Below are 19,365 nucleotides of genomic sequence, written 5' to 3'. Positions count from 1 at the left end.
AACCCAGGAACAGACTATGGAATACAAAATCTCTCCGTCGCTGATGTGCATGAGCCTGATCGACATCAAACAGCAACTGGCGGTGCTGAACCGCCGCGCTGACATGCTGCACATCGACATCATGGATGGTCACTATGTGAAAAATATCACCCTGTCGCCGTTCTTTATCGAGCAGATCCGCCCGCACACGCAGCTGGTGCTCGACGTACACATGATGGTGGAAAACCCGACCGATTTTATCGAGCCGATTGCTAAAGCCGGAGCGGATTACATCTGCCCGCATGCCGAAACCATCAACCGTGACGCCTTCCGGGTGATCAATCAGATTCGCTCGCTGGGTAAAAAAGTGGGCGTGGTGCTCAACCCAGCCACCCCGGTTGAGTTCATCCAGCACTATATTCACCTGCTGGATAAAATCACCGTGATGACCGTGGATCCGGGCTACGCGGGCCAGCCGTTTATCCCTGAAATGCTGCATAAAATCGCTCAACTGCGTGACCTCAAGCAGCAGAAGAACTACCGCTATCTGATCGAAATCGACGGATCCTGCAATGTGAATACCTATCAGGATCTGATGGGCGCGGGGGCGGAAGTGCTGATCGTCGGCAGCTCCGGTCTGTTCAATCTGGATAAGGATTTGGACAGTGCGTGGGACAAAATGCTCGACCAGATGCGTCAGGCGCGTCAAGCGGCCTAAGGGCGGGAGAGGCTATGGAGCATTTTCTCGGCGTAGACATTGGCGGCACCAACACGCGGCTAATGCTGATGAACGACCAGCAGGTTTTTCAGGGATATCAGAAGGTGCCGACCCGCTCTTGGGCCGAACTGGCTGACCCACTCGGCGGGCTTGAGCAACTGCTTGCCGCGTACCTGCAAGGCACTTCTATACAGGTGTCTGGGGTGATGCTCGGGTTGCCGGGGATTTTGTCCCGCGACCGCAATACCGTGTTATCGCTGCCTTTTATTCCGGCACTCGATAACCAGCCGGTGGCGAAGCAGCTTTCGGCACGTCTCGGCCTGCCGGTAAGTATGGATAAAGACGTTAACCACTTGATGTGGTGGGATTTAACTCGTCTCGACGTGCTGCCCGACGTCGCCGTTGGGGTCTACCTCGGTACCGGGTTTGGCAACAGCCTGTGGCTGAATAATGACTTTTATCACGGAGCTCACGGCGGCGCGGGTGAAATTGGTCATATCCCGTTAAAAGACAATAAATTGCTGTGCCCTTGTGGCAAAACGGGCTGCGTCGAAACCCTGACTTCTGGCAACTGGCTTAGCGGCTGGGCCAGACAAAACGTGCCGCAAACCGCGATGTCAGACTTGTTCGTTAAACACGGCGAACACCCGGATTTGCTGGAGTTTATCGAGCGTCTGGCGCGCACTGTCGCCAGCGAAATGAATATCCTCGACCCGCAATATCTGGTGCTGGGCGGCGGCGTGCTGTCGATGACGGCTTTCCCCATTGAGAAGCTACAGCAGCAGATTCGCTCACATTTGCGCAGCCCGCATCCGGCCAATGGCTTAACTATCGCTATCAGCGGCGTCTCGGACGAAACGGGCTGTCGCGGAGCCTGTCTGGCGGCGCAGCGGCGTTTCGAGCAGCAGCGACCTTCACCGCGACATTTTTCACTCAGGAGAGAGGCATGAACAGAGGCAAGGTATGTGTATTTGGATCATTCAACCTCGACATTGTCGCCGGAATGACCCGTTTTCCTCAGCCGGGTGAGTCGCTGATTGCCCGCAACAGCATGATGGGCGCGGGGGGCAAAGGAGCCAATCAGGCCGTCGCCGCGCTGCGCGCCGGTGCGCGGGTTCACTACATCGGCAAAGTCGGGCGCGATGACTTCGGCACCTTTGCGCGTCGCCATCTCGACAGCGCCGGGTTTGATGCCGTGACGCTGTTCTCCACCGCCGAATGCCCGACCGGCAACGCGCTGATTTACGTGGCAGGAGCCGATGCGGAGAACATGATTGCCGTCGACCCCGGCGCGAATCTCACCGTGACCGACGACGAAGTGGAGCAGTGCCGCCCGGCCATTGCCGCCGCCGACATTCTGCTGACCCAGTTGGAAAATAACTTGTCGGCGATTGAGAAGCTGATTGGCATCGCCAAAGATAACGGCACCTTTATTATTCTCAACCCCGCGCCTTTCCAGCCGGTGCCCGACAGCCTGCTGGCGCAGGTCGATTTACTGACGCCGAATGCCACTGAATGCACCTTGCTCACCGGCATTGAAGTGCATGACGTGGCGTCCGCCAAAGTGGCCGCAAAGGCGCTGCACGACAAAGGCATCAAGGCGCTGATCATCACCCTCGGCACCCAAGGCGCGCTGCTCTCGGTGGCGGGTAAAACGGACCTCGTGGCCGCCTTCCCGGCTATCCCGGTAGACACCACGGGGGCAGGCGACGCCTTCAACGGCGCGCTCGCCTCCCAGCTCGCCGCCGGAGCCGACCTCGCCGACGCCGCGCAATTCGCCTCAGCCTACGCCTCAGTCTGTGTCGAACGAGCCGGCGCCGCCTCATCAATGCCAACCTACGCCGAAGCCAAAGAGCGGCAGACTGCGGTGGTTTGAGTTAAAGCTGGTTTCCTGATTTGTCGCCTTAAGGGCGACAGATTAGGGAAGTTTAACACTTAGGTTTCTCACACTTCGTTCAGTAACATTCGCTCGATTTTCATACAAAAAAGTATCATCTGGCTGACACATGACTGACACACAGAAAGCTTAGCGTAACGGCTTATTTGACTGACCGGTAATGAGAAATGCGCCGTTCGCTGTTCCCTTGGCTGGTGCTGATGCCCACCCTGATCTTCCTGTTTTTATTCACCTATTTCCCTTTATTCCGCTCTGCGGCCGACAGTCTGTATGACAGTCGGATGAACTCCGATAACCCGCCGTTTGTTGGTTTGCAGAACTATGTTCGCCTGCTGCAAGACGACGTGTTCTGGCGCGCGCTGCTCAACAACCTGTCTTACATTCTGATGACAGTGATCCCCGGCATCGTGCTGGCGCTGCTGCTGGCGGTGGCGCTGTGGGAAAACACCGTGCTCAATCGCTGGCTGCGCACTGCCTTTTTCTTCCCGATGATTATCCCGCTGGTCAGCGCCGCGACCCTATGGCTGTTTATCTTTATGCCGGGGCTGGGGCTTATCGACTACTACTTGGCGAAGTTCTTCGGGCCGATGAACAACAACTACCTCGGCGCGAGCGACAGCGCGCTGATTGCGCTGAGCGTGATTGGCGTGTGGAAATTCGCCGGTTACTACATGCTGTTTTTCCTTGCCGGATTGCAGTCCATTCCAGCTTCGGCGCGTGAGGCGGCGATGATGGAAGGGGCATCGCGCACCCAAACCTTCTTTTATGTCACCTTGCCGCTGCTGCGCCCGACCATCAGCTTTGTGGTCACCATCGCGCTGATTTATGCCATCACCCAAATCGACCACGTGCCGGTAATGACGCAGGGCGGGCCGAATAACGCCACCACCGTGATGCTCTATTACATCCAAAGTTTAGCCAACGACACCCACGATTTAGGCAAAGCCTCGGCGGCGACCTTCCTGACGCTGATTTTGCTGTTTGGTTTCTCGGTGATGAACCTGCGAGTGCTGGAAAGAGGGGCGCACTATGAGCGTTGAAACGTCTGACAACCTGCTGGTGACCGGCGCGAAAAGCCGCAGCCGCCAGCCATCTATGTTACTGCGCGGCGCGCGCCGTTCCACGCTGCCTCTGCTGCTGGTCTGTGGCGCGCTGCTGTGGGTCGCGCCATTTATCTGGATGCTGTCGGCCTCCTTTAGCGAAAGCAGTTTCGGGCCGGGCATGGCGTCGCTGCTGCCGCGCTTCCCGCTGACGCTGCAAAACTTCCGCGACGCGTGGGACAGCGCCGACTGGCTGCGGCTCTACGCCAACACCATCTTCTTCTCTTTCGGCACCTTCTTGGTCCAACTGGTGACCATCACCACGGCGGGCTACGTTTTCGCCTACCACGAGTTTCGTGGCAAACAGACGCTGTTCTACCTGCTGCTGATCCAACTGATGATCATGCCGGTGGTGATGATGGTGCCGAACATGATGATCCTCAAACAGTTCGGCCTGCTCAATACATTGACCGGCGTGATGATGCCTTACTTCGCGTCGGCGTTTGGCGTGTTCTTGATGCGTCAGGCGTTTCTCAGCATCCCGCGCGAAATCGAAGAGGCGGCGCTGATGGAAGGCTGCCGCTGGTGGCAAGTGGTGTTTCGCGTGCTGATCCCGATGTCGTGGCCAGCCATTTTGGCCTTTGCCACCGTCAGCATCACCTATCACTGGAATGAATATCTCTGGCCGCTGATGGTGCTCAACGATCCGGACAAGCAGGTGCTCACCGTCGGGCTGGTCTCCTTCGCCATGGGGGCTGAGTCAGGCGGGCAATGGGGGCTTATCACCGCAGGAACCCTGATGGTGTGCCTGCCGCTGATGCTGGCATTCGTTCTGTTCCAGAAACAATTTCTTAAAAGCTTTGGCTTTTCAGGCATTAAATAAACTGCCGTTAAATAAAGGGGTTACCGATGTTTCTCGCACAAATTTCCGATATGCATTTCCGTAGTCAGGGCCGCAAGCTGTATGACTTTATCGACGTCAACGCCTGCAATGCCGAGGTGGTTAACCAGCTGAATGCGCTGGAAGAGCGCCCTGACGCGGTGGTGATCACCGGTGACATCGTCAACTGCGGCCTGCCAGCCGAATATCTGGTGGCGCGCCGTACGCTGCAAAACCTGCACTACCCGCTGTACATCATTCCGGGCAACCATGACGACAAAGCGCAGTTCCTCGAAGCGCTGCACCCGCTGTGCCCTGAGCTGGGTCACGACCCGCAAAACATGCGTTACGCGGTGGACGATTTCGACATGCGTTTGCTGTTTATCGACAGCAGTTTGGCGGGTGAATCCAAAGGCTTCTTGACGCCAGAAACCCTGTCATGGCTGGAAGAGCAGTTGAAAGCAGGCGGCGACAAGCCAACGGCGGTGTTTATGCACCATCCGCCGGTTAAAGTCGGTTCGGCGCAGATGGACTCCATCTCCTGCGAGAACGGCGACGAACTGCTGGCGTTGATTGACCGTTTTCCGTCGCTGTGTCGTGTATTCTGCGGTCACACGCACCGCCTGATTTTCACTCAGTATCGCCAAGCCATCATCACCACTATTCCGGGTACCGTGCACCAAGTGCCGTACTATCACCACAATCCGGCGCCTTTCTATAACCTCGAACCTGCCGCCTGCGTGATGCACCGTCTGGTAGAGAAAACCGGCTTAGTCAGCTACTTGCACCCGCTTTCGCAATATCCGGGGCCGTACCTGTATGACGCCACCATCAGCTGCCCGGTGGATGACGAATAATGTCGCGAATTCGTCTCGAAAATATCTGCAAGCAGTTTGAAGGCAGCATGGCGGTGAATAATCTGTCGCTGGAGATCGCCGACGGCGAATTTCTGGTGCTGGTGGGGCCGTCCGGCTGTGGCAAAAGCACCTTGCTGCGCCTATTGGCGGGGCTGGAAAACGTCAGCAGTGGGCGAATTTTGCTGGATGGCGAAGACATTACCGCGCTGGAGCCGCGCGAGCGCAACTTCTCGATGATTTTCCAGAACTACGCGCTGTTCCCGCACATGACCGTCGAGCAGAACATCACCTTTGGCATGCGGATGCGCAATGAGCCGAAATCTCAGCATCGTGCGCGCGTAGACCGCGTGGCGGCGCTGTTGCAGCTCGAACCGCTGCTGGAACGCAAGCCGGGGAAACTCTCCGGCGGCCAGCGCCAGCGCGTGGCAATGGCGCGCGCCATTGTGCGTGACCCGAAGCTGTTTTTGATGGATGAGCCGCTGTCGAACCTTGATGCGCGCCTGCGTACCGAGGTGCGAGACGGCATCATGACGCTGCATAAACAGTTGAAAACCAGCACGGTTTACGTGACTCATGACCAGATGGAAGCCATGACCATGGCCGACCGCATTGCGGTGTTGGACAAAGGCCACTTGCAGCAAATCGGCGCGCCAGAAACCTTGTATGCCCAGCCCGCTAACCTGTTTGTTGCCGGATTTATCGGCACACCGTCGATGAACATCTTCAAGCTGCCTTGTCAGCAGGGCGTGTTGCAGTTTGGCGATCACGCCATTGCCTTGCCAGAGAGCGAGCACGCCCATGGCTTGAACGAGGTCTATTTGGGCATTCGCCCAGAGCACTTAAGTGACCAGCCGAATGAAGAACGCACTTTAGCCCTTAGCGTCACGCTGAACCATCGCGAGTTGCTGGGAGCTGAGTACCTGTGCCATGCCGACACGGGCTATGGTCACATTCGTTATTTATTGAAAAATCAAAATGTTAAAAATCTGCGGCGTATTCAGGCCGAGGGGGAATCCACTTTGGTTATCCCACAGCCGGGCGACCGCGTGACCTTGTACTTCTCTTTGCACGACCTTCATCTTTTTTCGGGCCAAAACCAGCAAAATCTTCACCAGGAGATCCAACATGCGTTTCACTATGCCTAAGCTCCACGCGCTGACGCTTGCCCTCGGGCTGCTGTCGGCTGGCGCGGCGTCAGCAAAACAGAATATCGATTTCATGTTCCCGGCGCCGGTTGACGGCAAGCTGACCATGGAAATGACCCGTGTTATCAAAGAGTTCAACGACTCTCAAAACGATGTCGAAGTGCGCGGTATCTTCACCGGCAACTACGACACCACCAAAGTGAAAGCGGAAGCGGCGGCTAAATCAGGCCAGCCTCCGGCGCTGGTGATTATGTCTGCCAACTTCACTGCAGACTTAGCCATCAAAAATGAAATTCTGCCGATGGACGACTTGTTCAAATACGGCAACCAAAAAGCCACGCCTTTCCTGACTGAAAACTTCTGGCCCGCCATGCGCCAAAATGCCCAAGTTAACGGCGTGACTTATGCGATCCCATTCCACAACTCAACGCCAATTCTCTATTACAACAAAGACTTGTTCGCCAAAGCGGGCATTTCTGCGCCACCGAAGAACTGGGATGAATTGCTAGAAGACGCCAAAAAGCTGACGGATAAAGCCAAAGGGCAGTGGGGCATCATGTTGCCATCGACCAATGATGACTACGGCGGCTGGATCCTCTCTGCGCTGACTCGTGCCAACGGCGGGCAATACTTCAACGCCGACTATCCGGGCGAGGTGTACTACAACACGGCTTCCACCGTGGGTGCATTGCAGTTCTGGCAAAACCTGATTTATCGCGACAACGTGATGCCATCCGGCGTGTTGAACTCCAAGCAGATCAGCGCAGCGTTCTTCTCCGGCAAGCTGGGTATGACCATGCTGAGTACCGGCGCGCTGGGCTTTATGCGTGAAAACACCAAAGATTTCGAGCTGGGCGTGGCGATGATGCCGCAGAAGGTGCGTAATGGTGTGAGCATCGGCGGAGCAAGTCTGGTGAGCTTTAAAGGCATCACCGATGATCAGAAAAAGGCGGCTTATACCTTCCTGCAATATCTGGTTAGCCCGAAAGTGAACGGGGCGTGGAGTCGCTTCACCGGCTACTTCTCACCGCGTATCGCCTCTTATGATTTGCCGGAAATGAAGGATTATCTGGCGAAAGACCCGCGTGCCGAAATCGCTCTGCAACAGCTGAAATACGCCTATCCGTGGTATTCAACCTATGAGACGGTGGCCGTGCGTCAGGCGATGGAAAATCAGCTCGGGGCCTTGGTCAATGACCAGAAAGTCACGCCACAGGCTGCTGCTGCCGCTGCGCAGGAAAAAGCGGATGCCATCATGAAGCCGTATGTAGACCAGACGGCGCTCAGCGTGCCGAAATAAGTGTTAATGACTCCTCCCTCGCCATGAGGGAGGAGAAAGCATTATTTCAGCCAGCCTTGAGCTTGGGCATTGTCCAGATGGCCGCGAATGTGTTGCCACAGCTCTGGGTTGATGTCGCCAATGAAAGAATTGCGTGCCAGAACCTGTTCCAGACGGATATTGTTCTCCACCCAGCTTTGACCTTTATTGTTCAGGTTCATCACTACCGGCAGAATGCGGTCAATCACCAGCGCAAAGCGCGCTTCAGCGGTTTCACCGGCTTCATACTCATTCCACAAATCAAGGAACTGCTGATCCAGTGGCGCAGGCAGCATGCCAAATAGGCGTTTAGCCGCCAACACTTCTTGGTCATGCACGGCTTCACGGGCGGCAAGGTCATACACCAGCACGTCACCGGCGTCGATTTCCACGATGTCGTGCACCAGAGCCATGCGGATCACTTTCTGAATATCGACATCTTTAGGCGCGTAGGGCGCGAGGGACATAGCCGCCACAGCGAAGTGCCAGCTGTGCTCTGCTGAGTTTTCCTGACGCTGAGTGCCGAGCACCTTAGTGCGGCGTTGTACGCTTTTCAGTTTGTCGATTTCCATCAGGAACTGAAAAACTTCGGTCATTGAGCCGAAATTCAGCGCGGAAGAAGCTACAGACATAATCAAACCTCAGTCATTGGCAGGGAATTCCCCTATACGATAATCCGATGAGGCAAAAAAATCATGTCTTTACATAAATCAGCCGAGGTTTTTCTCAAATGATAATTCAGTGAAATTATTAATAAATTGAACGATTAGAAGGGCTTCAGACTCGGCTTGTTCCTAAATGCTTACCAAGCTAAGAGCTTGTTACAACAGTTAATACTAATTTTTAGCTTACACATGTACACTGGAATTGTTCTCAGTTACCCTACTGAGCAGGTAAATTTTTGACCAATTTTTCTTCTCAATCTTTTATCAAAATTACCTCGAGGGTTAGTAAGTTATGACTAAAACGTTGCCTCAGGCTTATCCCTGGGCCGAAGAGATAGCCAACAGCCTGAGCCATGGCGTCGGCTTGGTGTTGGGTATTGTAGGACTGGTTTTACTTCTTGTTCAGGCCGTGGCGACCAATGCTGGCGCGATGGCAATCACTAGCTATAGCCTTTACGGCGGCAGTATGATCCTGCTGTTTTTGGCTTCCACTCTGTACCATGCCATTCCGCATGAGAAGGCCAAATACTGGCTGAAAAAGCTCGATCACTGTGCCATCTATATCTTAATTGCTGGTACCTATACGCCGTTCCTGCTGGTGGGTCTGAATTCGCCGCTGGCGAAGGGCTTGATGGCTGTTATTTGGGGGCTGGCGCTGTTCGGCGTGATTTTTAAAATGGCCTTTGCACACCGGTTTGAAGTGCTGTCGCTGATCACTTATCTGACCATGGGCTGGCTGTCGCTGATTGTTATTTACCAGCTAGCGGTGCGTCTGTCTGCGGGCGGCGTAGCGCTACTGGCGATCGGCGGGTTGCTGTATACGCTGGGGGTGATTTTCTACGCCTCTAAGCGAATTCGCTTCGGGCATGCTATCTGGCACGGCTTTGTGCTGGGCGGGTGTGCCTGCCATTTCTTCGCCGTCTACTTCTATATCTGATTTACCGTCATCCTTCGCACTGTCTCAGCGTTGGCTGCGGGGACTCACTCTGGTCACTTACCAGTGTAAGCTCCCAGGGATTCATCCCCTTGCCGCCTTGATACAGTGCGAATGATTTAGGTAAATCCAGCGTCTGCTATTGATGGAGGAAAATATCTTTCCTCCATTATTTCAATTACTTCTCTTCCACCAACGAATACGGCAGTGGCTGAATGCTCAGCTGGCTTGCCGCGTCGTCGCGTACGCGCAGGTTGGCGTCGGCGTCGAGGTCATTGTTGAGCACGGCTTGCACCCACACTGAACCGTCGTTGAGCTGGCTGGCGGCCAGAATGGTGCCGGTACGACGCCAGTTCTCACCCAGTTGTAACTCTAAATCATCCCCGGCAGCAGGAACTTTGCTGGCTTTACCCGCCAGCCAATACAGCGCGCGTTTATTAGCGCCACGGTATTTAGCACGAGCAACCATCTCCTGGCCGGCGTAGCAGCCTTTGCTGAAGCTAATGCCGTCCAGCGCCTGAATATTGGTGGCCTGCGGGATAAACTGCACGGTGTTAACGGTATCAATCACCGGGTAACCCGCCTCAATTTCCAGTGCCAGCCACTGCTGGCTGTCATTCAACTGGGCCTGATCGCCAATCTCAGTCACCACTTGTTCCGCCTTTTCAGGGCTGGTGACAATCAGATAGCGCTCGGCTGGCAGCGGCAAGTAAAGCAGGGTGCTTTCATCTTGCTGAACTACCGGCTGCTCGGCAGTCGGTAAAGTAGAGAATACGCCTTTCAGCGCGGCATTAGCCTGAAAACCGGCCACGCCCAGCAGCACCACGTCGTCATCTTCAGTGAACGTCACTTTGGAGAACACGGCGTACTTTTTCATTTCGGTCATCTGCTGGTTACGCAGGTTGCGGCGCTCGATGAAAGCCATGCCATCACCGCGCTTGAACAGACGCATGTTGCTCCACATTTTGCCTTTTGCATCGCAATGAGCACAAAGAATGTGTTGGTCTGGAGAGAGCGCCTCGACGTCGGCCGTGACCTGACCTTGCAAATATTTCACCGTATCAGCGCCGGTCATGGTGACCATCGCCCAATCTTCCAGTGAAATTAAAGTCAGCGGCAGACGTGAAGAAGCTGAAGGTTTTTGCGGTGGAAACGGAAACTTGTACGCCATGATGCAATCCTAGGCTGAGGTAAATGGACAATTAACTTCATGGTAAAAGAGCTAGCCTGCTTTGCAAACTCAATTTATGCCATTTCCAAGACACCTCGCAGCAGAATGGCGCGTTACATCATCGTTGCTTGCCATTGTGCGAGGCGTGATGGAGATATGAACATTGAGGCATGTAAAGGTTACGCCTGAGCTGTGCAGGCTGGTAGAATCTTCCCAGACCGATAAAATAATCATTAATGTACCCAATAAAGAGTCAGCCTATGGAAAGCAAAGCCCCACTGGATATTCATAACAAGTCCCGCATTCACTGGGCTTGTCGTCGCGGAATGCGCGAGCTTGATATCTCTATCATGCCTTTTTTTGAATATGAGTATGACAGCCTTGATGACACCGATAAGGCACTGTTCGCCCGTCTGTTGACCTGTGATGACCCGGATTTATTCAACTGGTTGATGAATCACGGCGAGCCAAAGGATGCCGAGTTACAACGGATGGTGGCCCTCATTCAGACGCGAAATAAAGACCGTGGCCCTGTGGCAATGTGATTTACGCGTTTCATGGCGCTCGCAGCTCATCTCACTGGGGATCCACGGTGCGATAATGCTGCTTATTCTGCTGGCGCCATGGTCTGCGGGTTACTGGCCGGTGTGGATGACGCTTCTGCTGGTGGTCATTTTCGAATGTATTCGCAGCCAGCGGCGCATTACGTCGCGCCACGGTGAAATCAGCCTGCTCGATAACCAACGGGTTATTTGGCAGCAGCAAGAGTGGGTTATCACCAAACCGGCGTGGATGCTGAAAAGCGGCATGCTTTTGTCATTGCAGCGTGAAAAACGCAAAGGTGGCTTAAGACAGGCGATGAAGAGTTCACGGCAAAAACTGTGGCTTTCTTCAGACAGCATGAGTCAGGAAGAGTGGCGACGTTTGCGCCAGCTGTTACTCAGCGCTCAGCAGCAGGAAAATGGCCAGCAGTAACCCCTTTGGGGAGCCAAAAGGTGTCACCAAAGAGGCCCGCTTTCAGAGCCTCTAGTGGTGAACGGCTTTAGCCGAGCAGCGCGTCCATCTCTATCAGGATTTGGTCACACCAGTCTTGCAGGCGTTCTTCGCTCAGGTCGTACTGGTTAACTTCATCAAGCGCCAGCCCGACGAAGTGCTTGCCGTCTGCACTCAGCGGTTTTGGACTGGTGAATTCAAAACCTTCAATTGGCCAGAAGCCAATAAACTGCACGCCCAGCGGTAATAAGCGGTCGTGTAGCATGCCGAGTGCGTCGAGGAACCATTCGCCGTAGCCCAGTTGGTCTCCCATGCCGTACATGGCGATGATTTTCCCGTTGAGATCCAGCGTCGGAAGTTTGTCCCAAATAGCTTCCCAATCTTCCTGTATTTCACCGAAATCCCAGGTCGGAATGCCGAGGATCAGAATGTCATACTCTTCCATTTTGACCGGATCGACATCTTTCAAATTGTGCAAATCGACCAGCTCTTCACCCAGAATTTCGCGGATTTTCTCCGCAGCCATTTCGGTGTAGCAGGTGCTTGAGCCGTAAAAAAGTCCAATCTTCATGCTTGTTGCCGTAACGTCATAAGAATGTGAATGGCAGATAGTGTAACAGATTTGCTCGGCACTCCGTCACAATGGCAGGCATAATGAGGGCTAGTCGTCTGCGGCTGAGACTTTCGTTGAGGTCGCAGCGGAATGAAATTAAGGAGTCAACGTGCCGAACGCCGACCATGATCAGGCTCTTTGCGAGCAGTTTTTGGATACGCTGTGGATAGAGCGTAACCTCGCGGAAAATACGCTGGCGTCTTATCGTCTGGATTTGAAATCCCTGCTCGGCTGGTTGAGCCACCATGAAACCGACCTGACCAACGTGCAGGCCGCCGATCTTCAGGCTTTTCTGGCTGAACGCGTCGAGGGTGGCTATAAGGCAACCAGTTCGGCTCGGCTGCTCAGCGCGATGCGTCGCCTGTTTCAATATATGAACCGCGAATCGCTGCGCCATGATGACCCAACGGCGCTGCTCTCCTCGCCAAAACTGCCCCAGCGTTTGCCAAAAGATCTTAGCGAGGCGCAGGTCGACGCGCTGCTGGCTGCGCCCAACGTTGATATCCCATTGGAGCTGCGGGACAAGGCGATGCTGGAGCTGCTTTATGCCACCGGCCTGCGCGTGTCGGAGCTGGTGGGGCTGACGCTCAGCGATATCAGCCTGCGCCAAGGCGTGGTGCGGGTCATCGGTAAAGGTGACAAAGAGCGGCTGGTGCCAATGGGGGAAGAGGCGGTGTACTGGATTGAAAACTACTTCGAACATGGCCGCCCGTGGATGCTCAACGGTGCTTCAGTCGATGTGGTATTCCCGAGCAATCGCGCGCAGAAAATGACTCGCCAGACTTTCTGGCATCGCATCAAACACTATGCGATCCTTGCGGGTATCGACGCAGAGCGGCTCTCTCCGCACGTCTTGCGACACGCTTTTGCCACCCACTTACTGAACCACGGGGCTGACTTGCGTGTCGTACAAATGCTATTAGGTCACAGCGACTTGTCGACCACCCAAATTTATACCCATGTAGCGACTGAACGACTCAAACAGCTACATCAACAACATCACCCTCGTGGCTAACGCGCGAGGAGATAAAGGACGAAATGATGAAAAAAGGTTTAATGCTGTTAACGTTACTGGCTGCCTGTATTACCGGCGCGGCCCAGGCTGACGATGCGGCAGTCCAGGGAACCCTGAACAAGCTCGGCATGAAAAACGTTGAAGTCCAGCCCTCGCCGGTCGCCGGTTTGAGAGCCGTAACGACTGACAACGGCGTGATTTATGTTACCGAAGACGGTAAACACGTTCTGCAAGGCCCGATGTTTGATGTCAGTGGCACCCAGCCGGTGAATGTCACCAACCAGATGCTTATCAAGAAGTTAGATTCGCTGAAAAGCGAAATGATCATCTATAAAGCCGCGAAAGAAAAACACGTGATCACGGTATTTACCGACATCACCTGCGGCTATTGCCACAAGCTGCACCAGCAGATGCAGGACTATAACGACCTCGGCATTACCGTGCGTTATCTGGCTTTCCCTCGTCAGGGCCTGAACTCTAAAGCAGAAAAAGACATGCAGTCCATCTGGTGTACCGGCAACCGCAAGCAGTCCTTTGACGCTGCGATGCGTGGCGACGATATTTCGCCAGCCAGCTGCAAAACTGACATCTCCAAACATTTCCAATTGGGCGTGCAGTTTGGTGTATCTGGAACCCCGGCGATTGTGCTTGAAAATGGCACTATGATCCCAGGTTACCAACCGCCAAAAGAGATGGCCGCCATGCTCGACGCGCAGGAACCTTCACAAAAAACCGGTGGTTGATTTTAAGTGACTTTGCAGACCCAACTTCGTCGTCGTCAGGCAACTGACGGCGCTAACCTTCCTGCTGAGCTTTCCCCGTTACTGCGCCGCTTATACAGCGCGCGCGGTATTAAAGGTTCGCAGGAGCTTGAGCGCGGTGTTAAAGGATTGCTGGGATATCAGCAACTTGATGGCATTGATGCTGCCGTAGAATTATTGCAGAAAGCCCTGCGCGACCGCCTGCGCATTATGGTGGTGGGCGACTTCGATGCCGATGGCGCGACCAGCACCGCACTGACCGTGTTATCGCTGCGCAGCATGGGTTGCAGCGAGATAAAGTATCTGGTGCCTAACCGTTTTGAAGATGGTTACGGGCTTAGCCCGGAAGTGGTTGAGCAGGCCGCCGCGCGCGGTGCCGAGTTGATCCTGACGGTAGATAACGGCATTTCCTCCCACGCGGGCGTCGACTTAGCCCACGAGAAAGGTATTCAGGTGTTGGTCACCGACCACCACTTGCCGGGCGACACCCTGCCTGCCGCCGAAGCCATCATTAACCCTAATTTGCACGGTTGCGAATTCCCCTCCAAATCGCTGGCGGGCGTTGGCGTAGCCTTCTACTTGATGCTGGCCCTTCGCGCCGCATTGAATAAAAGCGGCTGGTTTGAAGAGCAGGGGCTGACCGCGCCGAACCTCGCCGAGTGGCTGGATTTAGTGGCGCTGGGCACCGTGGCTGACGTGGTGCCTCTCGATGCCAATAACCGCATTTTGGTTTATCAGGGTCTGAACCGTATTCGCGCCGGCAAGTGCCGTCCGGGGATCCGCGCTTTATTAGAGGTGGCGAATCGCGAAGCGCGCACGTTGGCGGCCAGTGACCTCGGCTTTGCCCTCGGCCCGCGTTTGAATGCGGCCGGGCGTCTAGACGATATGTCCGTTGGCGTGGCGTTACTGCTCAGTGACGACATCGCTCAGGCGCGGGCGTTGGCCAGTGATTTAGACGCACTGAACCAAACCCGTCGGGAAATCGAGCAGGGGATGCAGGTCGAAGCGCTGGCGCTGTGCGATAAGCTGGAAAGCAGCAGCGACGCGCTGCCTTATGGTCTGGCGATGTATCACCCCGAGTGGCATCAGGGCGTGGTGGGCATTTTGGCTTCACGCCTCAAAGAGCGTTTCAACCGTCCGGTCATTGCTTTTGCTCCTGCTGGCGACGGCGTACTGAAAGGCTCTGGCCGCTCGATTGCTGGGTTACATATGCGTGATGCCCTTGAGCGTATCGACACGCTGCATCCGGGGCTGATGATGAAGTTCGGCGGGCACGCGATGGCGGCAGGTTTATCGCTGGAAGAGGCCAAGTTCGACGAGTTCCGCGACCGTTTTGCCGAGCTGGTTGGCGAATGGCTGGATCCGTCACATCTGGAAGGCGTGATTTGGTCTGATGGCGAGCTGGCGGGTCAGGAGCTGACGATTGATACCGCCGAGCTGCTGCGCGACGGCGGCCCTTGGGGGCAGTCCTTCCCCGAGCCGACCTTCGACGGGCGTTTCCGCATTCTGCAACAAAAGCTGCTGAAAGAGCGCCACCTGAAGCTGATGATTGAGCCTATTGGCGGCGGGCCACTGCTCGATGGCATTGCGTTTAACATCGATCCGACTTTTTGGCCGGACAGCAGCGTGCGAGAAGTTGAACTGGCATATCGTCTGGATATTAATGAATATCGCGGAAATCGCAGCGTTCAGCTGATCATTCAGCATTTGTGGCCGAAATAGGCCATTTTCACCCCTGCCGATAGCCTTGGCGTCCTCAAACCGACGGCGCTAAAAAAACAGCAACTTGCTATAAAAGGGCCGCTAATTCCGCTAGAATCAGCGGTTCGAATGGCATTGGGCCAACTCCGAATCAACGTAAGACGCGAAAATCATGTTTGAAATTAATCCGGTAAAAAACCGAATTCAGGACCTGTCCGAGCGGACAAACGTCCTTAGGGGGTATCTTTGACTATGATGCCAAGAAAGAGCGCCTAGAAGAAGTTAACGCCGAGCTGGAACAGCCGGACGTTTGGAACGAGCCAGAGCGCGCACAGGCGCTGGGCAAAGAGCGTTCCGCACTGGAAGCTATCGTTGAAACCATCGACCAGTTAACTCAGGGCCGTGACGATGTGTCAGGCTTGCTGGAACTGGCGGTTGAAGCTGACGACGAAGAGACTTTCCACGAAGCCGTAGAAGAACTCGACCAACTGACCGCCAAGCTTGAGCAGTTGGAATTCCGTCGCATGTTCTCCGGTGAATACGACAGCGCAAGCTGCTATCTGGATATCCAAGCCGGTTCCGGCGGCACAGAAGCTCAGGACTGGGCCAGCATGTTGGTGCGTATGTACCTGCGCTGGGCCGAAGCCAAAGGCTTCAAAACAGAGATGATTGAAGAGTCTGACGGCGACGTCGCGGGCCTCAAATCAGCCACCATCAAGATAACCGGTGACTACGCTTTCGGCTGGCTGCGCACGGAAACCGGCGTCCACCGTCTGGTTCGTAAAAGCCCGTTCGACTCCGGCGGCCGTCGTCACACCTCCTTCAGCTCGGCCTTCGTTTACCCAGAAGTGGATGACGATATCGAGATTGAAATTAACCCTGCCGACCTGCGTATCGACGTATACCGCGCGTCAGGTGCGGGTGGTCAGCACGTTAACAAAACGGAATCTGCGGTACGTATTACCCACCTTCCAACCAACATTGTGACCCAATGCCAGAACGACCGTTCTCAGCATAAGAACAAAGATCAGGCCATGAAGCAGATGAAAGCCAAGCTTTATGAGTTTGAGATGCAAAAGAAAAATGCTGATAAACAGCAGATGGAAGACAACAAGTCAGACATCGGCTGGGGTAGCCAGATTCGTTCTTACGTGCTCGATGACGCACGTATCAAAGATCTGCGCACTGGCGTTGAGACACGAAACACGCAGGCCGTTTTGGATGGCGACCTGGATAAATTCATTGAAGCAAGTTTGAAAGCCGGGTTATGAGGAACCAAAATGTCTGAGCAACAACCGTCCGCTGAACAGCAATCAAAAGCGCAGGGCGCTGAGCAAGTACCAGATCTGAACAACGAGCTGAAGGCGCGTCGTGAGAAGCTGGCTGCACTGCGTGAAACCGGCATCGCTTTCCCGAACGACTTCCGTCGTGACAGCATTTCTGACGAAATTCACGCTAAATATGACAGCAAAGAGAACGAAGAGCTGGAAGATTTAGGCGTTGAAGTAACCGTCGCTGGCCGCATGATGACGCGTCGTATTATGGGTAAAGCCTCTTTCGTTACCTTGCAGGACGTGGGCGGTCGTATTCAGCTTTACGTTGCTCGTGATGATCTGGCCGAAGGCATTTACAACGAACAATTCAAGAAGTGGGACTTGGGCGATATCCTGGGTGCTCGCGGTAAGTTGTTCAAAACTAAGACCGGTGAGTTGTCTATCCACTGTTCTGAACTGCGTCTGCTGACCAAAGCGCTGCGTCCATTGCCGGACAAATTCCACGGTCTGGCGGATCAGGAAACGCGTTACCGTCAGCGTTATCTCGACCTGATTGCTAACGACGAATCGCGCAAAACCTTCAAAGTGCGTTCACAAATCATGGCTGCGATCCGTACCTTTATGGTCAATCAGGGCTTCATGGAAGTGGAAACGCCGATGATGCAAGTGATCCCAGGCGGCGCTGCGGCTCGTCCGTTCATCACTCACCATAACGCGCTTGATATCGACATGTACCTGCGTATCGCGCCGGAACTGTACCTGAAGCGTTTAGTGGTTGGCGGCTTTGATCGCGTATTCGAAATCAACCGCAACTTCCGTAACGAAGGCGTTTCTCCGCGTCACAACCCAGAGTTCACCATGATGGAACTCTATATGGCGTACGCGGATTACAAAGACCTGATCATCCTGACCGAGAGCCTGTTCCGTACGCTGGCTGAGCAAGTCAATGACGGCAACCCGCAGATCGTTTATGGCGACCAGACCTTCGACTTCGGCAAGCCTTTTGCCAAGTTGACGATGAAAGAAGCCATCTGCAAATACCGTCCTGAAACCAACGTTGCTGACCTCGACGACATGGCGAAAGCCACGGCGATCGCGGAGTCCATCGGTATCAAGATTGAGAAGAACTGGGGCCTTGGCCGCATCGTAACTGAGATCTTCGAAGAGACCGCTGAAGCGCAGCTGATCCAGCCAACCTTCATCACCGAATACCCAGCAGAGGTTTCTCCGCTGGCGCGCCGTAACGACGAGAACCCAGAAGTGACCGATCGCTTCGAGTTCTTCATCGGCGGTCGTGAAATCGGTAACGGCTTCTCCGAGCTGAACGATGCAGAAGATCAGGCACAGCGTTTCGCCGATCAGGTTGCAGCCAAAGACGCAGGCGACGACGAAGCGATGTTCTTCGACGAAGACTACGTCACCGCGCTGGAGCACGGCCTGCCGCCGACGGCTGGCTTGGGTATCGGTATCGACCGTATGGTTATGCTTTTCACCAACAGCCACACCATCCGCGACGTGATCCTGTTCCCAGCGCTGCGCCCAACGAAGTAAGTTCGTCACGGCCAGTAAAACAAAGGGGAGCTTCGGCTCCCTTTTTGATGCCCAAAGCCCCGCGAAAAACTAACCGCTTAAATCTCAAGCGCATATCGCAAAACACGCCTTGCTCACCACACGTAACGGGTTATAATGCCCACGCACACCTAAGCGGGTGTAGTTCAATGGTAGAACGGTAGCTTCCCAAGCTGCATACGAGGGTTCGATTCCCTTCACCCGCTCCAAATCTTCCGTACCAGACCGTTCCGCCGCCCCAAAGCTTACTAAACGCTGTTTATATCCCCTCTAAACGTTTTATATGCTCAATTTTTATGCAGAACGCTGAGCATTCTTCTGTTTTAGTCCTATTCTTACAGCGTATGCACTAAAACGGGTCCATGCTGATATCAGGTTGTAATAAACGTATCTGTCCAATGAGGGAATATTATGAAAAAGGCAATTATTGCTCTGTCCGCGATTTTACTGGCTTCCCCAGTGTTTGCTGCTGATACCGTCAGCCACGCAACGGATGAAACTGTCGCTGAAGCGCACAAAGGTGCAGATACTGCGAAAGAAAAACTGCACAAAGAGCAGAATAAAGGCGAAGAGCAGAAGCAGAAAGCTAAGCACGCCGCAGAAGGTAAGCGCGACTCTACCACCAGCAAAGTGTCTGAAGGCACCAAAAAAGGCTGGGATAAAACCAAAGAAGGTTCGGAAAAAGCTTGGGATAAAACCAAGCAGGGTAGCGAAGACCTGAAGAATAAAGTCACTAACTAATCGACTTGTTCTCCACACTGAAGGCCGGTTATCCGGCCTTTTTTTATGGGTGTGGTGCCCGAATTTGCTTGCTCCAGACCATAAAAAGCCCGCC

Annotated in this window: 20 protein-coding genes and 1 tRNA gene; 18 read left to right on the top strand and 3 right to left on the bottom strand. The window is 54.4% G+C overall.

Annotated elements, in window-relative coordinates; genetic code table 11:
- Positions 1-16 precede the first annotated feature (16 nt).
- From alsE to GEAM_RS15060, 8 genes are all read left to right on the top strand, one after another.
- Positions 17-697 carry a D-allulose 6-phosphate 3-epimerase gene (gene alsE, locus GEAM_RS15095; protein WP_034792980.1) on the top strand — a complete coding sequence of 227 codons (681 nt, stop codon included), beginning with the start codon at positions 17-19 and terminating at the stop codon, positions 695-697.
- A gap of 14 nt (positions 698-711) precedes the next feature.
- Positions 712-1,647 (top strand): allose kinase, encoded by a 936-nt coding sequence (gene alsK, locus GEAM_RS15090; protein ID WP_034792978.1) that lies wholly within the window; start codon positions 712-714, stop codon positions 1,645-1,647.
- Positions 1,644-2,573 carry a ribokinase gene (rbsK, locus tag GEAM_RS15085; RefSeq protein ID WP_034792976.1) on the top strand — a complete coding sequence of 310 codons (930 nt, stop codon included), beginning with the start codon at positions 1,644-1,646 and terminating at the stop codon, positions 2,571-2,573. The genes alsK and rbsK overlap by 4 nt, the downstream gene beginning before the upstream one ends.
- 188 nt (positions 2,574-2,761) lie before the next feature.
- A complete protein-coding gene (locus GEAM_RS15080) occupies positions 2,762-3,634 on the top strand; it encodes a carbohydrate ABC transporter permease (RefSeq protein WP_034792974.1) in 873 nt (290 codons plus the stop codon).
- Positions 3,624-4,517 carry a carbohydrate ABC transporter permease gene (locus GEAM_RS15075; protein WP_034792972.1) on the top strand — a complete coding sequence of 298 codons (894 nt, stop codon included), beginning with the start codon at positions 3,624-3,626 and terminating at the stop codon, positions 4,515-4,517. The genes GEAM_RS15080 and GEAM_RS15075 overlap by 11 nt, the downstream gene beginning before the upstream one ends.
- Before the next feature lie 26 nt (positions 4,518-4,543).
- The gene (locus GEAM_RS15070; RefSeq protein ID WP_034792970.1) at positions 4,544-5,371 is read left to right on the top strand and encodes a phosphodiesterase; all 828 of its coding nucleotides are present in this window, start codon (positions 4,544-4,546) and stop codon (positions 5,369-5,371) included.
- On the top strand, positions 5,371-6,516 hold the full coding sequence (locus GEAM_RS15065) for an ABC transporter ATP-binding protein (protein WP_172468441.1): 1,146 nt from the start codon (positions 5,371-5,373) through the stop codon (positions 6,514-6,516). The genes GEAM_RS15070 and GEAM_RS15065 overlap by 1 nt, the downstream gene beginning before the upstream one ends.
- Positions 6,509-7,816, top strand: coding sequence for an ABC transporter substrate-binding protein (locus GEAM_RS15060; RefSeq protein WP_034793528.1), 1,308 nt, complete (start codon positions 6,509-6,511; stop codon positions 7,814-7,816). Before GEAM_RS15065 ends, GEAM_RS15060 begins: the two co-directional genes overlap by 8 nt.
- Before the next feature lie 41 nt (positions 7,817-7,857).
- Here GEAM_RS15060 and GEAM_RS15055 read toward each other — a convergent pair whose 3' ends face one another.
- Positions 7,858-8,466, bottom strand: a complete 609-nt coding sequence (locus GEAM_RS15055) for an HD domain-containing protein (protein WP_034792966.1) — start codon at positions 8,464-8,466, stop codon at positions 7,858-7,860.
- 325 nt (positions 8,467-8,791) lie between these two features.
- On the opposite strand from GEAM_RS15055, the gene trhA reads away from it, so the two are divergent.
- Positions 8,792-9,436, top strand: coding sequence for a PAQR family membrane homeostasis protein TrhA (trhA, locus tag GEAM_RS15050; RefSeq protein ID WP_034792965.1), 645 nt, complete (start codon positions 8,792-8,794; stop codon positions 9,434-9,436).
- A gap of 175 nt (positions 9,437-9,611) precedes the next feature.
- On the opposite strand, the gene ygfZ is transcribed toward trhA, so the two are convergent.
- A complete protein-coding gene (gene ygfZ, locus GEAM_RS15045; protein ID WP_034792963.1) occupies positions 9,612-10,604 on the bottom strand; it encodes a tRNA-modifying protein YgfZ in 993 nt (330 codons plus the stop codon).
- A gap of 278 nt (positions 10,605-10,882) precedes the next feature.
- Here ygfZ and sdhE point away from each other — a divergent pair, with 278 nt between their 5' ends.
- Together sdhE and GEAM_RS15035 are read left to right on the top strand one after the other, a co-directional pair.
- On the top strand, positions 10,883-11,149 hold the full coding sequence (gene sdhE / locus GEAM_RS15040; RefSeq protein WP_034793525.1) for an FAD assembly factor SdhE: 267 nt from the start codon (positions 10,883-10,885) through the stop codon (positions 11,147-11,149).
- The gene (locus GEAM_RS15035; RefSeq protein WP_034792961.1) at positions 11,130-11,579 is read left to right on the top strand and encodes a protein YgfX; all 450 of its coding nucleotides are present in this window, start codon (positions 11,130-11,132) and stop codon (positions 11,577-11,579) included. The genes sdhE and GEAM_RS15035 overlap by 20 nt, the downstream gene beginning before the upstream one ends.
- A gap of 67 nt (positions 11,580-11,646) precedes the next feature.
- On the opposite strand, the gene fldB is transcribed toward GEAM_RS15035, so the two are convergent.
- A complete protein-coding gene (fldB, locus tag GEAM_RS15030) occupies positions 11,647-12,168 on the bottom strand; it encodes a flavodoxin FldB (protein WP_034792959.1) in 522 nt (173 codons plus the stop codon).
- Between the two features lie 151 nt (positions 12,169-12,319).
- Here fldB and xerD point away from each other — a divergent pair, with 151 nt between their 5' ends.
- The 7 genes from xerD (at position 12,320) to GEAM_RS14995 (ending at position 19,271) form a co-directional block, all read left to right on the top strand.
- Complete coding sequence (gene xerD, locus GEAM_RS15025) at positions 12,320-13,225, top strand: site-specific tyrosine recombinase XerD (protein WP_034792956.1); 906 nt, start codon at positions 12,320-12,322, stop codon at positions 13,223-13,225.
- 26 nt (positions 13,226-13,251) lie between these two features.
- A complete protein-coding gene (gene dsbC / locus GEAM_RS15020; RefSeq protein WP_034792954.1) occupies positions 13,252-13,968 on the top strand; it encodes a bifunctional protein-disulfide isomerase/oxidoreductase DsbC in 717 nt (238 codons plus the stop codon).
- Between the two features lie 6 nt (positions 13,969-13,974).
- On the top strand, positions 13,975-15,708 hold the full coding sequence (gene recJ, locus GEAM_RS15015; protein ID WP_034792952.1) for a single-stranded-DNA-specific exonuclease RecJ: 1,734 nt from the start codon (positions 13,975-13,977) through the stop codon (positions 15,706-15,708).
- Positions 15,709-15,859: 151 nt separating this feature from the next.
- A protein-coding gene (gene prfB / locus GEAM_RS15010) for a peptide chain release factor 2 (protein ID WP_100936909.1) occupies positions 15,860-16,958 on the top strand; the annotation gives its coding sequence in 2 pieces (ribosomal slippage) (positions 15,860-15,934 and positions 15,936-16,958; 1,098 coding nt in all).
- 9 nt (positions 16,959-16,967) lie between these two features.
- The gene (gene lysS, locus GEAM_RS15005; protein ID WP_034792949.1) at positions 16,968-18,512 is read left to right on the top strand and encodes a lysine--tRNA ligase; all 1,545 of its coding nucleotides are present in this window, start codon (positions 16,968-16,970) and stop codon (positions 18,510-18,512) included.
- Positions 18,513-18,665: 153 nt separating this feature from the next.
- Positions 18,666-18,739 (top strand) — tRNA-Gly (locus tag GEAM_RS15000).
- A 202-nt stretch (positions 18,740-18,941) separates the two neighbouring features.
- Complete coding sequence (locus GEAM_RS14995) at positions 18,942-19,271, top strand: hypothetical protein (protein WP_034792948.1); 330 nt, start codon at positions 18,942-18,944, stop codon at positions 19,269-19,271.
- Positions 19,272-19,365: the final 94 nt, after the last annotated feature.

This window comes from Ewingella americana ATCC 33852, assembly GCF_000735345.1.
Lineage (GTDB): Bacteria > Pseudomonadota > Gammaproteobacteria > Enterobacterales > Enterobacteriaceae > Ewingella > Ewingella americana.
This window is presented reverse-complemented; position numbering and strand designations above follow the sequence as displayed.

Bases quoted from the DNA above. Each gene is read 5' to 3' on its own strand.
- GEAM_RS14995 (WP_034792948.1), top strand. From the start codon at position 18,942: ATGAAAAAGGCAATTATTGCTCTGTCCGCGATTTTACTGGCTTCCCCA.
- trhA (WP_034792965.1), top strand. From the start codon at position 8,792: ATGACTAAAACGTTGCCTCAGGCTTATCCCTGGGCCGAAGAGATAGCC.
- GEAM_RS15080 (WP_034792974.1), top strand. From the start codon at position 2,762: ATGCGCCGTTCGCTGTTCCCTTGGCTGGTGCTGATGCCCACCCTGATC.
- GEAM_RS15075 (WP_034792972.1), top strand. From the start codon at position 3,624: ATGAGCGTTGAAACGTCTGACAACCTGCTGGTGACCGGCGCGAAAAGC.
- GEAM_RS15060 (WP_034793528.1), top strand. From the start codon at position 6,509: ATGCCTAAGCTCCACGCGCTGACGCTTGCCCTCGGGCTGCTGTCGGCT.
- ygfZ (WP_034792963.1), bottom strand. From the start codon at position 10,604: ATGGCGTACAAGTTTCCGTTTCCACCGCAAAAACCTTCAGCTTCTTCA.
- alsK (WP_034792978.1), top strand. From the start codon at position 712: ATGGAGCATTTTCTCGGCGTAGACATTGGCGGCACCAACACGCGGCTA.
- dsbC (WP_034792954.1), top strand. From the start codon at position 13,252: ATGAAAAAAGGTTTAATGCTGTTAACGTTACTGGCTGCCTGTATTACC.
- GEAM_RS15055 (WP_034792966.1), bottom strand. From the start codon at position 8,466: ATGTCTGTAGCTTCTTCCGCGCTGAATTTCGGCTCAATGACCGAAGTT.
- rbsK (WP_034792976.1), top strand. From the start codon at position 1,644: ATGAACAGAGGCAAGGTATGTGTATTTGGATCATTCAACCTCGACATT.
- alsE (WP_034792980.1), top strand. From the start codon at position 17: ATGGAATACAAAATCTCTCCGTCGCTGATGTGCATGAGCCTGATCGAC.
- fldB (WP_034792959.1), bottom strand. From the start codon at position 12,168: ATGAAGATTGGACTTTTTTACGGCTCAAGCACCTGCTACACCGAAATG.
- lysS (WP_034792949.1), top strand. From the start codon at position 16,968: ATGTCTGAGCAACAACCGTCCGCTGAACAGCAATCAAAAGCGCAGGGC.
- GEAM_RS15070 (WP_034792970.1), top strand. From the start codon at position 4,544: ATGTTTCTCGCACAAATTTCCGATATGCATTTCCGTAGTCAGGGCCGC.
- GEAM_RS15065 (WP_172468441.1), top strand. From the start codon at position 5,371: ATGTCGCGAATTCGTCTCGAAAATATCTGCAAGCAGTTTGAAGGCAGC.